Raw genomic sequence first — 15,469 nt, 5'->3', positions numbered from 1 at the left:
TCTTATTTATTCGCAATAGTTAATAGTAATCCAGCTTTGCCAAAAACATATTCGTTAGGAATGTTTAGATTTAGATGGCATAAACCTACCCAGAATCCTGTTGGGATTTTCCTACACTCTATTGTATGATCTATCATCCACCAGTCTGCTTCTTTCGGATTGCAGATCATTTTGTACATAAATAAAAAAAGCACCAAGACTTTAAAAGCCTTGATACTCAATGTGTGAAGAAAAGCAGGTGCTACCTATAATGTGCAACACCTACTATTTATTCATGTTATTACTTATGCAATAATCTATAAACCACCACAGCTGTTTCTTCTTTTGTAATCTTCCGATTAGGTTTAAATTGACCATTCTCATAACCGATAAAAAGTTCTCCTCCTAGTTTATTAATCGCTACTTTTGCCCATAAAGGAATATTCTTTTCATCGGTAAATGGATATACAGCATCTCCCTGATACTTCATAAAGCTTTGCAAAATTTTAGCTGCTTCTGCTCTAGTGATTACTCGATCTGGCTTAAACGTTCCATCCGGATAGCCTTCAATATAATTCAACTGAGCTGCTTTCATTACATCATCTGAATACCATTTTCCGTCGATATCATTAAATAGATTGGATACTGACAAAGAGTCGGCTGAAACGTCAGGCTGTTCATTGCTAGAGCGAAGCAATATACTTACAAATTCTGCTCTGGTAATGCCTGCTGTAGGATTAAAATTGCCTAATTCGTCACCTTTTACAATACCACGATCAGCTAAATCATTAATGGCACTTTCCGAGTACCGAGACTTCACGTCAATAAACCTATTGACTAGATTATTATCGCTAGCAGATGGACGCACAGATACTGATGCATCATTCTCTACTATTTTATCCGGATGCTGATGGTCTATAGTCACAGCTGGATTCAAAACAGTAGAAGGCACATTACCTACTGCTTTTTCTTTCGTTTTAAAAGTTATACTTTGTACTTCCGATGGAATGCCTGCCGAATTTTCTGTCCATACATTTATGGTGTATCGATGTGCATCTGACAAATTCTTGAGTTCAATCATTGGTGATGATGATCGCTGCATCTTATGTTTACCGTCTGCAAAAATGAAGGTGTCTAGATCGCTTCCATTTCGCGCGTGTATAGTTGCTGAAGATGTAGTGATATCTGCTGTATCTAATTGAAATCCTGAAAAAGGATGCGTTTCGAAAGATAACTTATACAAGTCTCCCATGACTCCTGTTGCGTTAACGGCACGAATGCCAAAGTTATTATATTTTGTACTACTTGTTAGAAGATCTAGGCGCATCTGATTGTCTTGAACGGTGTAGAGCAACTTATCACCATCATACACATGATACGAAACCGCTCCTTTAAAATGCTCCCAACCTATAGTTGCGTAATCAGACTGTAGATCTAGAATATTTAGCACATTCGCTTGATTGGCTTGAGATGGAATAGGTGCTCCCTGATATTCTATCCATAAACGCTCAGGGCTCTCGCCATTTTTACCTACAGCTGCAATCCCAAAAGACGATACAACCCCAGCACCTGGACTAGGTAAGCTTGCACTTAAGTCAGTGGTGGTTTGGATCAAATGTCCATACGTATCATAGATATGGTAGTATAGAGCACCCTCAGAAGGTGAAAATGCTAATTGAAGATGATCATTAGTATTTGCATATACTTTTCCCGATTCAGGAGCAAGCGGTATTGCCTGAAATTGAAGAGATTTTACAGCAGACTTTCCACTTTCATTAACAGCATATACATGTACTGAATAGATCTCACCGGCTTTTAGATATTTTAAATCAATAATGGAAGTTGAACTTGTATATTCTTTTCCATTGATAGTAGCAATATAGGTAGAAGCTCCTTTTACAGGTCTAAACTTTATTTGTGCTGAGGTATAAGCAATATTCTCAACATTCAAATCCTCATTAATCGATTCAGGCAGTGTAATAAACGTCGCATTCGCGGCCTCTCCTGTGCCAGAATCGTTAAAAGGAACAACAGAAACAACATGCGCACTACCTGAATTCAGTCCAGCAAACGCATAACTTGCCTGATCTGTTGTTGCTATTTTGATACCGTCTAGATAGATATCATAGCCTTTCGCACCTCGTACATCTCTCCAGACATAAGTAGCAGAGTCTATAGCTATGTTTTTCTTGATCAACTCTGTTGCAACAGGTAATGTCCACAACGAGATATTTCTAAAATCACTCTGTCCGGATGTATTAGTGACAGCAATAGAGTAATTGTAGGGTGTGCCTGAAATGAGATTATGATCAGTAAATAGAACATTTGAATCTGGATAAGCTACATGGTATTCGTTATAGGTGTTATCAGTAACGGTTGTATACGTTTCTTCAGTAACGGTAACGATATGCTTATCATCGCGTTTTACATCATAATAAACATCTCCGGTTACATTGTCCCATGATAGCTGTGCAAAATGAGTTCCAACCCCTAATACATGTAAACCAGCAAGCGAAGGTAAAGTCAAAAAGGTGTAGCGACTTTCCAGACTTTGACCCGATTCATTCACTGCATGAATACTCAAGGTATAGTTATTATTAGGAGCAAGTTGTTCGAATACACGACTTGTATTCATTATTCCTTTGGAAATAACCGTTCCATTTTCATCAGCAAGTTCATATAAGTAATGGGTAGCAGATGGAATAGATTCTAGCTGTACACGCATAGAAGTTTCGGATAATGGATAGGCACCTTCCACTCTTGCAGCAGCAGGAATAGTAGTATAACTATAGCTTACAGATTCACCTTTACCCGATACATTAATAGGTGTGATGATGTAAGTATATGAAGTGCCCGGTGTTAAATTAGTATCTGTAAATGAGTTGCTACCAGCAGGTATATTTAATATATTTCCTGTTTGTTGATTGATCACTTCATACGATTCGTCTGTTCTTGATGGCAATATCCCTTGAATACTGCCTGATGCGGAAGAGCTTAACTGAATATCATCATGAGCAATTTTTTCTGGCAAAGCTTTAATTTTCATTTCTTTTGAGCGTCCATAAGACTCATTGCCTGCTGAATCTATTGCAAGGACATGAACATACCAGATGCCCTGCTTTTCGGCTGGTAATGTAAGAGAAAAGTTCTCGGTACCTTCTATCCACTGCTCGTTAATGTCTGGACGAGTACTCTGTTGATTGACCAGATAACGAACAGATTGTAATGATCGATCAGCAGTTAGAATATGTACATCAACCTGCTTAGCTTGCCACTCAGATCCATCTGGTGTAAATGAAATTACCGGACCTTCTTTGTCTATATTTGCAACTGTGATTGTTTTGGAAGACGGATTCCCTATCCAATCATACGTAGTAAATGTATAATCACCATTCTCTGTTACATTATACGAAGTAACTCCTGTCGCTACATGATTACCATTCGGAAGCATGGTCTTAGTAATCCATGTGTCTGGATCAGTAGCAGATACATAGATCGTATTCCCATGACGATTTAATTGATTGGAAGCAAGCGATAAATTCAATTCGGGTTGGCTATTATCATTTAAAGTGACCGTCTGTGTCGGGCCGATATTACCATTCTTATCGATTGCTGCTATATGAATAAATGGAGTAGTAACATCAGGAGTGATTGCTATATGAGTCGCAGAAGTCGTCATAGATCCAGATGTAATGGTTCCATTAGAATTATTATCCTGAGTTACAATATATCCTGCTATACCCGAAGTGACTTTAACTTGAGTAGGATCTTGAATTGAACCTAACGAGCCATCTCGTAATTGACCTTGAATGCTGTATGTATAGTCTGATCCATTATCTATTGGAGCTCCCCATGTTACAACGACATTTTTATTTGAAGGAACGAATGTATAGTTCAGGCTATCTACTTGATTAGGTTTCTCCGTATCTACAGCATTATTATCATTATAATTTGAATCATAACCTGCATAAATCTGTTGACCATTTCGGTAGATTATTGCTTTTTGAGCATAACCGATTTTGAATTCATCCACCTGCATTATACCGTTAGTAGATGAGACAAAGCTGAGATTGGCTCCATATTTACCTAAGTCAAATTGTGTCGTATCTGCCGGAATATCAAGACTGCGGCTGTAAGTTGCCCAATCTGGATGATATCCTATATCAGACATACCGGTACCAAAATCTCCATACGGGAACGTAATCAGGGAATCTCCCGGTTGAAATGTATACTCTCCATTGTTAGTCATACCCGATGCTCCAATCGTTGTATACCAGAAAGAAGAATTAGAAGAGTCAAGAACCAGCGACTGAGTTGCGGCTTGATATTTATAATAAGCAACTGCCCAGTGCCAATCGGTATTGGCTGAACTAAGTATAGTTAAAAATTGTCCGTCAGGCCAATCAGGAGCTCCTCCATCTACATATACAGGAATAATTTGAGGCGTATTTGCTGGTTTGACCGGAACAATAGATGTAGTATTTTTAAAGCGGACCATCCTTCCACTGTTGTCTGTCAATTGAAGCCCTTTTTTACCACGAATATCACTAAATTGGACTGCACTTTGATTCGTTGATCCAGACAAAGAACGCATATCGTACTGAGCTTGAAGTCGTGCTCCTTGCTGAAGACTCGCAATAGAAGTTCGAGCCAAGCTTGTATCGCTAGATGTAGTAGGATATCCATACGCATTACCTTTATGGTTAGTAATAGTGTCAGTAATTTGTAATGAGGTGCCTTTATCTGTAGTGACATAAGATTGATTACCTTGGTTACCGCTGCCACCATAATATGTGGAAAATGGATTGGAGTCAAAATTGGTTTTATACAACACTTCACTATCTGGCATAATTACAGAAAAGTTCAATGAAACCGAATTAGTATCAGCTTTTGCAGATGTAATATCAGCTGTCACACTTGCAGCATGAACACTGGGGATCGGACCGAATACAGAGGTTAAAATAAGAATGCTTAAAGAAGTTTGCAGTAGTTTACGATGAGCTACCAAGCGAGGTAATTCACTGCCAATTGTTTGTATAGAGTGTTTATCCATAGTTTTTTTAAATTTTTTCACTATATATGCTCCTTTATGAAAACAAAAAAAAGCACCTCGCCATAGATACAAAGTATCTACAAGCGAGGTGCTTCCTCGTAACTTCATTTAATTGAGTTTATCATACCTGCATTTTAGAAAAAAAGCAAAGGGAATTATAATAAAAAGTATTCTCAATCATTAGCAATTCCATAAATATGATTACAATTCTATTTAAATGCCAAAATGAAGAATAGATTTATTACCACCTGATGCTTGAATGGTTAAATTTACTAATAAATGTAATTCATGTTGTAAAGCCTCTCGATGTATTTGAATTCTTGTACTTTCCCAATAGCCTTCTTCGTCTTCAGTTTCTCTCCAAACTGTCTGACCTCTCAAACTAAATCTATCTGGAGCTTCTTCTATAAAGCAAAGCCATTTTTCTAAAATTTGCTTTAACTTTCCAGTCTCTGTTGCAGAAATAACAGTTAAGCCATAATAAGTTAACCCGCTTGTGTTTTTTTTTGTTGCAGGGTTATAAGTAGGTATCCAATTCAAAAAATCCATTAGGTATAAAATCAAATGATCAGATATGCTTGCTTTTTGCTTCCATGTATACCTATTAGAGCTATACCATTCATAAATATAATTTATATTCATATCAAAATTGTTGTTCACAAGAAAAAACTCATGTTCTAAACTCATTATATTCACCTGGGTTGACCCCATATTTATGTATTTGTATACCTGTAATTATACTATCATATATTTGCATTACTATGCAGATCGTAAATTCAGCACATATTTAACATAAAAATAACTAAATATAGTGTTTTGTATGTAGATGAAGAAGAAAAAGAGGAGTAACCTGCTCTTATAGCAAATTCTACCTCTTTGATTAATCATTATATTTTCTATCTTCTTTAAATTGCAGTATAACTTTTCTATACTATTCCTATTTGTTTTTTTGAATATCTTGCCAGTTAGAATTTCTTAATATTTCAGCGTTTTTTCCCAAGAATACTGATCCTGCTTCTGGATCATCTTGTAGCTGATATAACATCCAAGCTGTCATATATCCATCGGCTCTATTCATATCCCAGTGCTCTGCTCCGCTAACTCTTGCACGAATTTTAAATACGTTATTTGAAATTTTATTGTAGTTCTCTACAAGAGATGAAAGTGGTGCAACACCTCCAAAACTGGTTTTTGAATCTTCACCAGAGTCGTCAGATTTACCTGTTCCTGCTGACATAAAATAAGGAATGTTAACTTTGGAAATGTCATATCTCCAACCCATATTTTTGGCAAGAAGCGGATAGGCAGCACTTCCAGTAAATATCGTTTTATATTTAGAGCTGTTTTTGTACTCTGTAACAGCTCTTAATGCTCCTGCCCCACCTTGAGAATATCCAAGAGCACCGATATGGTCTTGCTGGATCTTTCCGTATAATACACTTTCAGCATTTTTATTTAGTGCTAATACATCGTCTAATGTTTTTGAAGTCGTTAAGCCTGATCCTGCTTGCTTGTCTTCATTACCTACTACAATAAATCCCCATGAAGCAAGTCGTTCGAAAAAAGGTTCATACACAGAAGCGGCTGTATTGCTAGCATTTGTTACTACAATCAGTGGATACGTTTGCTGTTTATTTTCGAGTCCTTTCGGATACCAGATGCTGTACTCTTTGATCAGATTGTCCTCTGATTTCAGCTTAACTTGCGATACTTCGTAACTTCCCAATCCGGCATATTTTTTTTCTAATATAGCCTTAGATTGAAAATTCTTATAATACATATCTTCTATCATCGGCTTTTTAGAATCTATATGATTCTTAATCAGTAAAAAAGCGACTGCAATAATAGCTACAATGAACAGACTTAACAACGTTATTCCTACTACCTTTATACTCTTTTTCATATTAATCTTTACTTTCCTTTCCGTGGATCAAGAAATATTTTATATTAGATATAGTAATGAAACAACTGTTCCATTTCGGTACATCTGTTTATTACTTTATCATTATAATCATTGTTTTCTTGATTTGAGAATACGTAATAGCATGAAAATGATCGTAAACACGCTATGCGGAACAAAAAGGAGAATATGTACCTTTATGAAAAAGAATCAAACGATATTTCTAAAATTATGTCTAGCAGATGCTCTTATCAAACTGATGGCATCACAAGACTATGATACGATTAACGTAAATACGATTTGTAAAGTAGCTGGAGTGGGAAGAACAACTTTTTATAGACATCTTAATCATCAAAAGAGTAAAGATGAACTTTTGATGTTCAAACTTAATTACGAATGGGAATATTATGCCGAACAACACGAAGAAGACGTAAAAAAAGATAAGGGTTTTGCCATGTTGAACTATATCTATGAGAATAAGCGACTGTTTACTTTATTAAATAACAATGGACTGGTTACCCTCATTATGCATCTCTTTGAACAATTGATACCTGCTGAAGAAATCTACGATAAAAGCCTTTCTTACCTTATGTCCTTTTTTTCTTACGGTTATTTTGGCGTTGTCTATCAATGGATAAAGTATGATTTTGATGAGACACCTGAGCAAATCCAAAAACATATCATAGATACACTTTCATCAGGAATGAAAAATCCGCAGGATGAAAAATAAACATAAAAAAAAGAACAGCATGGATAGCTGTTCTTTTTACTACTTAATTCTTACTTACCTTTTTTACTGATTTACTGAATCGAAAAGACCTCTTTCTTCAGCAAATTTTCTGGTTTCTTACCGATTGGATCACTGTGGAAATAATCACGAATAACGCCATCTTCTAGATAGTTAGCGATAGATATCATAATCATTCCTTGATCGAGAGCAAGATAAGCTTTGGCAAGTTCACCGGTCTTCACATTCACCGAATCGTAAAAGCCATACTTCCCAGCCATCTTCAATTTTTGGAGTGCTTTGATATTCTTTTGAGCTGCTTCAGGAGCATATTCTAGTGCAAGGAACGTTGCATGAGCAGTGACCGTTGCTCCATCTTTGTAACCGGAAATACCTAGCGGAGTCGCTGCAAATTCACTATACCCTGTCGGTGTTGCAGCAGGCGAGAACCCCCATGCAGCATACCCTTTGTCTTTAGCATATTGAATTTGTAATTGTACATAGCGTTTATTATTGAGTCCAAGTGCACGAGTACCCAATTCTTTTTCTTTAATGACCATACCTGGCATTAGCGCCTCGAACATGCTACCGCCCCAGCTAGGTACAAATTTTTGTTTTTTATAGACGTAGCTTCCTTCAAAAACTTTTACTCCATCGTATTTGATGGTTTTACCTTGAGGAACTTGAGACTGCCAATCGAATTCTGCTGGCATGGTACGGTACATTTTCCACCAATGTTCTTTGGGAACATCGCCTTTACCGATCGCAATATAACTTCCTACACGCGGTTCAGTATAAAAAGAACCATAATGATGTTCTGTCAGCTCGCCTTTAGCTACATCATACCCACCGCGGAATTGACCAACTTTGGGATCATATAGTGTTGTATAATTCATCGCATTCACCAGTTGGCTCGTCTGAGCATGAAGTTCCTGATAAGCTTGACCTACAACAATTAGACCTGCTGACATCCAGCCATTATCGACTTGCGAAATAAATTCTCCCCAATCTTTTTTCAAAGATCCATCATTTGTGTTATACCAGTTGTAAAATAAACCATTCCATTTATCCATTTTTTCCAGAGAATTAAGCGTCGTTTGCAAACGAGTTACTGCTTCTTTTTTACTAATCATACCTAACTGCTCGGCAGAAACAGTACTCATCATATACATTGCAATATTTGTAGGCGAAGTGCGTTTGGCTTCTTCTGTTCCCTTTTCTGTTGTTCTGACTTCATCATAAGTTAAGCCAGTATTAGGATCCGTATAGTCTGTAAAGTACCCGTATGTTTTATTTGCAACCGCTTTCAATTCAGAGTGGAAAGCAGCCTTTTTACTTGTTTGCTGTGCAGTTGCAACCATAGGAGTGAAAGTTAAACTGGTTAACAGACAAAAAGTTAAAAATAGACTCCATGCTTTTACTTTGTTCATTGACTTTTCTCCTTTCAAATTCAAATTGAAACGTTTCGCCATTTATAATACCATGAACCCTTAACTACCGTAAACCGTTAATTGATAACGCTTACTAAAAGGAAAAATGAATAATTCCTTTTGAGCTATAGAAGCGAAACGTTTCTTTTTCACTCTATAATAGATAGCTACATCAACTTTTTGGTCTTACCGATTCAACATGACTTTGATGTGCTGTACTAAAGTATTTGGTAATACAAAAAAAGAACGATCTATAATAGACCGTCCTCTTCTTTGTAGTTATTCATATTCTAGTGATCTAAAAATACAAGTTGGATCAAGAATAATACTGCAAAAACATAGAAAACAGGATGAACTTCTTTTCCTTTACCACGAAGCAATTTGAGCAATGGATAGAAAATAAAACCAAAGCCAATCCCTGTTGCAATACTATGTGTTAATGGCATTAAGATAATAATCAAGAAAGCAGGAAAAGCAACTTCAAGGTCTTTCCAGTCGATCTTGCTAATCACACTGATCATAAAGTAACCAACAATAATCAATGCTGGTGAAGTAATAGCTGGAATACCGGAGATTACACTTACGATAGGTGCAAAGAATAACGTAAGGGCAAGCAATATACTTACTGTGATCGCTGTAAGCCCTGTTCGACCGCCTGCTGCAACACCTGTACTTGATTCAATATAAGCAGAAGTTGGACTTGTTCCTAGCAAAGAACCTGTTGTCGTTCCTACTGCATCTGCTAAAAGCGCACCGCGGGAACGTGGGAACTTGCCATCTTTATTAAGAAGCCCTGCTTGCTCTGCAACACCAAGCATTGTTCCTGTCGTATCAAATAAGGTAATTAATAAGAAGGTAAAGATAATCGTATATAGACCATTTGAGAATACACCTGCTAGATCCAGTTGGAAAGCAGTCGTTGCTAATCCATGTGGCATAGCCATAATAGATGCAGGCAATTGGAACAATCCTAAGATCCAAGCCAGAATAGCTGTAACGACCATACCTATAAACAGATAACCTTTTACATTATACGCCATCAGAACCACCGTAATTAATAACCCGATAATTGTTAAATATGTCATTGGCTCTGTGAGATTACCAATCGTAATTAGATTGGATTCGGAAGCAATAATGATACCCGAGTTCTGTAGACCTACTGTTGTAATAAAAAGTCCAATCCCTGCTGTAATAGCATGCTTCAAACTGGCTGGAATCGCATCAAGCAACATATAACGGAATGAAGTCACAGATAGAATAATAAACAATATACCTGCGATAAATACGGCACCCAGAGCAACCTGCCAGGTGACACCATATCCGCCTACAACACTATAAGCAAAAAATGCATTTAGACCCATACCCGGTGCGAGCACAATTGGATAGTTAGACCATAATCCCATAATTAGAGTTGCTACGATACTTGCTAAAATAGTAGCAATAAATACTCCATTAAAATCCATTCCGGTGCTACTGAGTATTCCCGGATTGACAATAACAATATAGACCATTGTAAAAAATGTAGTTAATCCTGCAATAATTTCGGTTGAAACGGTCGTGCCTCTTTCTTTGAGTTTGAACCAGTTATCCATGGTCAAGCCATCCTCCACGCCGTATCTATTCATAAAAGCTAAAAAATCCTGATTTTCTTATAGGAAGATGTGGTAGGTACTCCTATAATAGTGATAAGGATTTAACATATATATTTATGAATAAACTCAAGGCAATTATATTTATGATTCGTTTTGAAGCTGATGTCCCTTTCGAATTTTAATGAATTTCATAGGTGTTGTCAATGAAATATTGTTTTTTAGATCGCTATTTACGAACTATCTATTTATTTTTATGTTTTTTATTCGTTTTTTCACTTCTTTATTACATTATATTATAGCGTCATCAATTATAAATACATCTCTATCATTATTCATCTATAGATTGGTAGGCAGCGCCTATATTAATCGGTAATATATTCTGTTTAGTTGCAAGCAAAAAAGAGACAATCTTTAAAGACTGTCTCTTTTTTGCTTGTTGTTAATTACTTGTATAGTTTACACAATGTTTTTGGGAGATTGAAATCATTTATCATATAAATTTTCTTTTATTTAAACAATACCTTGAGCAATCATTGCTTCAGCGACTTTTTTGAAACCTGCAATATTGGATCCTGCAACCAGATTCCCTTCGAATCCATAGTCTTCGGCTGCTTCAATGCTATCTTGATAAATATGTTGCATAATCTTTTTGAGACGTCCATCTACTTCATCGAAGCTCCATGATAAGCGCATACTATTTTGAGCCATTTCAAGAGCAGATACAGCTACTCCACCTGCATTGGCTGCTTTGCCTGGAGCAAATAGAATATTATTCGCTAAAAGAATATGAACGGCCTCCAAAGTGGATGGCATATTCGCCCCTTCAGCGATTGCAATTACACCGTTATCGATGAGCTGACGTGCTGCTACTTCATTCAGTTCATTTTGTGTGGCGCATGGAAGTGCAATTTCACAATCAACATTCCAAATGTTTGTACTTCCTTCATAATAAGATGCTTCTGGATGATGAAGTGTATAATCGCTAATTCTTCCTGCCTCTACAAGCTTAATCTGCTTCACCGTATTCAACTGAATGCCATTTGGATCAAAAATATAACCACTAGAATCACTACAAGCGACAACATGTGCGCCTAGTTCTTGAGCTTTTTGTATAGCAAAAATCGAAACATTCCCACTACCTGACACAACGGTCTGACGACCCGCTAATTCTAAACCTTGTGAAGCAAGCATTTCTTGCAAAAAGTAGATACATCCGTAACCCGTTGCTTCTGTCCGACCTAGACTACCACCGTAACCAATTCCTTTTCCTGTTAATACACCAGGTTCATTACCGCTACGGATTCTTTTGTATTGCCCGAAAAGAAAGCCAATCTCTCGTCCACCCACACCGATATCTCCAGCAGGGACATCGACATCTGAACCCATATATTTATATAGCTCTGTCATAAAGCTTTGACAGAAACGCATAATTTCAAGATCTGATTTCCCTTTCGGATCAAAATCAGAACCACCTTTACCGCCACCAATGGGCTGACCGGTTAAGGCATTCTTAAAAGTCTGTTCAAATCCAAGAAATTTAATAATACTAGCATTTACACTTTTGTGAAAACGTAGACCTCCTTTATAAGGTCCAAGTGTACTATTGAATTGCACACGAAATCCACGATTTACCTGTACTTTTCCTTGATCGTCTACCCACGGAACACGAAATGAAATAAGACGTTCGGGTTCTACAATTCGCTCTAAAATAGCATATTTCTGATATTCAGGGTGCTTTTTAATCACAGGTGCCATACTTTCCAGAAACTCGCTGACAGCTTGATGAAACTCGACCTCATGAGGATTGCGTTGGACGACTGTTTGGTAAATAGATTGTATGTAGGTTTCAACATCTGGTTGGACTTCGGTTATCAATTGACTCATAAGTATGCACCCCTTATTGATATTTATTATCATGTAAGATTCAAGTAAGCTTTAAATTATTATAGATAGTAACACCTATATACGCAATCATTTGTTTGTACATGCATAAACTATTTTTATAATCTACAGCATCCATATGTTTATGTAATGCGGATTTTTTTCCGTAAAGCTACGTATCCGTTATAAACAAAATGTAATGATAAAAGCTATATAAAACAGTTTAATTTGTTCCAAAAAAAGAAGAGACAGCCCTATAAGGCCGCCTCTTCTATCATCATTAATTACTGGTGTATTTCACCCAATCATATTCTGCATATAATGGATTCGCTCCATTATAAGACCCTAACCAGTCGTCTACTCCTTTACCATTCCAGATATTCATCATAATTTTACCTGCATTGGTTGGAATATTGGTGGTTGCGGTATGCTTGAGTACGCCATCGACATACCATTTGATTGAATTAGGCTGCCAGTCGAAAGCATACGTATGGAAGCCTTGTGAAGCATCAAAGCCCAAATTAATGACTTTTTCATGATTCCCGACACCATTGGTATAATAATTGAATTGTACTTTAGTCGTATCTTTACCTAGAAACTCAATATCAATCTCATCCCACGGTGTTCCATCTGTAGGTCCTGTGTACGTAAAGAAGGAAGATATAATACCTGTGTTTTTGGCAGGCTTCATACTCACTTCATACTTACCGTATTTGTATTTGTTAGTCGAACGGTATTCTGCACAATCGAACTTGTTGGCTGCTGAACTTGTCAATCCTAGTCTAAGCTTACCATCGCTTGTAAAATTAGCATTATTACCACGCCATGTACAATTGAACATATCTCCATTAGAGTATCCATCTGCTTTTTGCCATGTGCTTGCATTAAAATAAGTCAGTGGTTCCCAGAAGACTGTTCCTGCAAATGCACTTACCGAGACAAATAGTGAAATAACCCCTGTAGCTGCCAACGTTATCCAAGATTTCTTTTTCATAAATACCTCCATCTTAATATAAGATAAAATCCATATTCTAAATACGGTCTCCAGCAACATCGAAGATCGTCTACTAGAGACCCAATCGTAAAACATCAGTTGGATCTATTAGGAAGCGAACTGCCAGTAATCCAGATTGAATAGATTCGCATTTCCTGAGCCTGTAAATACGAGGTATACATTATGAATACCAGTCACATTATTAATCGTTGTCTGCATCTCTTTCCAGTTCTGCATACCTCCAGTGGAAGTTACTTTCAAAGTACCTACCAGAGGACCTGTGTCACTATCCAGTCGTACTTCAATATTGCCTCCACCCGTCGTCGCTACATTCGCTTTGAATGTTTTGGCTCCATTAGAACCGAAGTCTGCTCTGCCAACAGCGACCCAATCTCCATTATTAATATTGGTCACATTGAGATTGCTAATCGGGCCACCGCTTGCTTGTGTAGGCTCTGTAGCAATACCTGCTTGCCATCCAATCGTCTCTGCTTCCACCCGGGTATAAGGATTGATATTCGATAGTTGAGCGATACCAGCCATATTCGCTTGTACTTCAGCAATACTGCCATCTGCATTGTGTACTAATTTATTGATATGTGGAGAACGATATCCTTTTCCTGTGCCAATTTGAGCTTTACTTACGGTTTGCGCATGATATACGACATACCATTCGTTTTTAAAATTAAAGACAGCATGATGGTTGTTCCCACCTACGCCGAAGAAGTTGTACGGATTTTTCAGAAAATGACCTTTGTACGTAAAAGGTCCCATCGGATTATCACTTACCATATAACCGATCTCCCCTGCTGGATATTGTGCAGGATGGGTACCGGCAAAATTAATACAGTAGGAATAATAGTATTTTCCGTTGTACTTATGAATCCCTGAATCTTCAAACATATAGGGAGCATCGATTGTAGTCGCACTACCATTGACACTGATCATATCAGCTCCTAATTTGATCACTCTAGCTGTTTTCGGATTAGCGATAGAAGCTGGATTAGATTCATTAGGGATACCTCCTCCGCTATACAAGTATCCTGTACCATCATCATTTAAAAGAACAGCAGGATCGAAAAGCCATGTTACTCCCGCCATGCCCGGTGTACTTTGGGTTAATAGCGCTTTGCCAAGTGGGTCTGTCCATGGTCCAATCGGTGAGTCTGCGGTCAAAACACCAATTCCTGATCCACCATTAGCGAAATATAAAAAGAATTTATCTTTACCATTTATTTTTTTGGTAGCTACTGCTGGAGCCCATGAATTGCCAGCCCATTTCGCTATACCTTTGCCACCATTTTTGTTATTTACTCCAGCGACAGGTATTGTTCCATGATCAGTCCAATTGACCATGTCTGCGGAAGAGCTGACTTGAATACGATCAAGTGAACTAAAATCATTTTCTTTAATCGAGCCATCACTGTTATACACGTAGGTATCACTGGACATATAAACATAGACTCTTCCGTTATAGACCAATGAATAAGGGTCAGCTCCTAATTTGTGATCCATTAAAGGATTGGAATTACCAGGAAGCTTGGCTAATGGTCGATTTGCAGCATCTACAGGTAATGTAGAAAAGACACTGAATACTAAAGCGACAGCAAGGAACAAACCGAAACATTTTCTGATCATCTGAATACCTCCGTTATTTTATATGGTATAAAGCTGAGCTATTCGTTACTTTGTGTATAAGAAAGAATATACTCAGACTTGTACCTGCGAGAAAACAGACATTAAAATGCCATTTGATAACGCTTACATTTGTATGCATATAAAAAGCGCATCCAAGAATATCAGCGCATGGGTAAGGTTGAAAAGGTTAAATATGTATTAAATTGAAGATAATGTTTTATTCGGCATAATCATAACATGACCTCTGCAATATAACAACATTCTGACATATAAAA

The 15,469-nt window shown here is 37.3% G+C and carries 9 protein-coding genes; 1 reads left to right on the top strand and 8 read right to left on the bottom strand.

Annotation, left to right across the window (positions count from 1 at the left end; translation table 11 throughout):
• Positions 1-280: 280 nt before the first annotated feature.
• The 3 genes from PaeCFBP13512_RS06435 to PaeCFBP13512_RS06425 all read right to left on the bottom strand — a co-directional run bounded on the left by PaeCFBP13512_RS06435 (position 281) and on the right by PaeCFBP13512_RS06425 (position 6,935).
• Entirely contained in the window at positions 281-5,053 is a 4,773-nt protein-coding gene (locus tag PaeCFBP13512_RS06435; RefSeq protein ID WP_161594226.1) for an S-layer homology domain-containing protein, read from the bottom strand.
• A 192-nt stretch (positions 5,054-5,245) separates the two neighbouring features.
• Positions 5,246-5,719, bottom strand: coding sequence for a coagulation factor 5/8 type-like protein (locus tag PaeCFBP13512_RS06430; protein ID WP_137221982.1), 474 nt, complete (start codon positions 5,717-5,719; stop codon positions 5,246-5,248).
• A gap of 250 nt (positions 5,720-5,969) precedes the next feature.
• Positions 5,970-6,935 carry a poly(ethylene terephthalate) hydrolase family protein gene (locus tag PaeCFBP13512_RS06425; RefSeq protein WP_137221980.1) on the bottom strand — a complete coding sequence of 322 codons (966 nt, stop codon included), beginning with the start codon at positions 6,933-6,935 and terminating at the stop codon, positions 5,970-5,972.
• Positions 6,936-7,131: 196 nt separating this feature from the next.
• Here PaeCFBP13512_RS06425 and PaeCFBP13512_RS06420 point away from each other — a divergent pair, with 196 nt between their 5' ends.
• On the top strand, positions 7,132-7,662 hold the full coding sequence (locus PaeCFBP13512_RS06420; protein ID WP_069328864.1) for a TetR/AcrR family transcriptional regulator: 531 nt from the start codon (positions 7,132-7,134) through the stop codon (positions 7,660-7,662).
• 71 nt (positions 7,663-7,733) lie between these two features.
• Here the strand turns inward: PaeCFBP13512_RS06420 and PaeCFBP13512_RS06415 are convergent, their stop codons facing one another.
• The 5 genes from PaeCFBP13512_RS06415 to PaeCFBP13512_RS06395 form a co-directional block, all read right to left on the bottom strand.
• Entirely contained in the window at positions 7,734-9,089 is a 1,356-nt protein-coding gene (locus PaeCFBP13512_RS06415; protein WP_137221978.1) for a glucoamylase family protein, read from the bottom strand.
• A gap of 290 nt (positions 9,090-9,379) precedes the next feature.
• Positions 9,380-10,681, bottom strand: a complete 1,302-nt coding sequence (locus PaeCFBP13512_RS06410; RefSeq protein ID WP_069328862.1) for an NCS2 family permease — start codon at positions 10,679-10,681, stop codon at positions 9,380-9,382.
• Positions 10,682-11,191: 510 nt separating this feature from the next.
• A complete protein-coding gene (gene gdhA, locus PaeCFBP13512_RS06405) occupies positions 11,192-12,565 on the bottom strand; it encodes an NADP-specific glutamate dehydrogenase (RefSeq protein WP_137221976.1) in 1,374 nt (457 codons plus the stop codon).
• A 277-nt stretch (positions 12,566-12,842) separates the two neighbouring features.
• Positions 12,843-13,556 (bottom strand): beta-glucanase, encoded by a 714-nt coding sequence (gene bglS, locus PaeCFBP13512_RS06400; RefSeq protein ID WP_137221974.1) that lies wholly within the window; start codon positions 13,554-13,556, stop codon positions 12,843-12,845.
• 108 nt (positions 13,557-13,664) lie between these two features.
• Entirely contained in the window at positions 13,665-15,194 is a 1,530-nt protein-coding gene (locus PaeCFBP13512_RS06395; RefSeq protein WP_137221972.1) for a glycoside hydrolase family 43 protein, read from the bottom strand.
• Positions 15,195-15,469: the final 275 nt, after the last annotated feature.

Origin of the sequence: Paenibacillus sp. CFBP13512 (genome assembly GCF_005233705.1) — a bacterium.
Classification (GTDB): domain Bacteria; phylum Bacillota; class Bacilli; order Paenibacillales; family Paenibacillaceae; genus Saccharibacillus; species Saccharibacillus nuruki.
This window is presented reverse-complemented; position numbering and strand designations above follow the sequence as displayed.

Coding starts and splice junctions, on each gene's coding strand:
- PaeCFBP13512_RS06430 (WP_137221982.1), bottom strand. CDS start 5,719: ATGAGTTTAGAACATGAGTTTTTTCTTGTGAACAACAATTTTGATATG.
- PaeCFBP13512_RS06425 (WP_137221980.1), bottom strand. CDS start 6,935: ATGAAAAAGAGTATAAAGGTAGTAGGAATAACGTTGTTAAGTCTGTTC.
- PaeCFBP13512_RS06420 (WP_069328864.1), top strand. CDS start 7,132: ATGAAAAAGAATCAAACGATATTTCTAAAATTATGTCTAGCAGATGCT.
- PaeCFBP13512_RS06415 (WP_137221978.1), bottom strand. CDS start 9,089: ATGAACAAAGTAAAAGCATGGAGTCTATTTTTAACTTTTTGTCTGTTA.
- PaeCFBP13512_RS06410 (WP_069328862.1), bottom strand. CDS start 10,681: ATGGATAACTGGTTCAAACTCAAAGAAAGAGGCACGACCGTTTCAACC.
- gdhA (WP_137221976.1), bottom strand. CDS start 12,565: ATGAGTCAATTGATAACCGAAGTCCAACCAGATGTTGAAACCTACATA.
- bglS (WP_137221974.1), bottom strand. CDS start 13,556: ATGAAAAAGAAATCTTGGATAACGTTGGCAGCTACAGGGGTTATTTCA.
- PaeCFBP13512_RS06395 (WP_137221972.1), bottom strand. CDS start 15,194: ATGATCAGAAAATGTTTCGGTTTGTTCCTTGCTGTCGCTTTAGTATTC.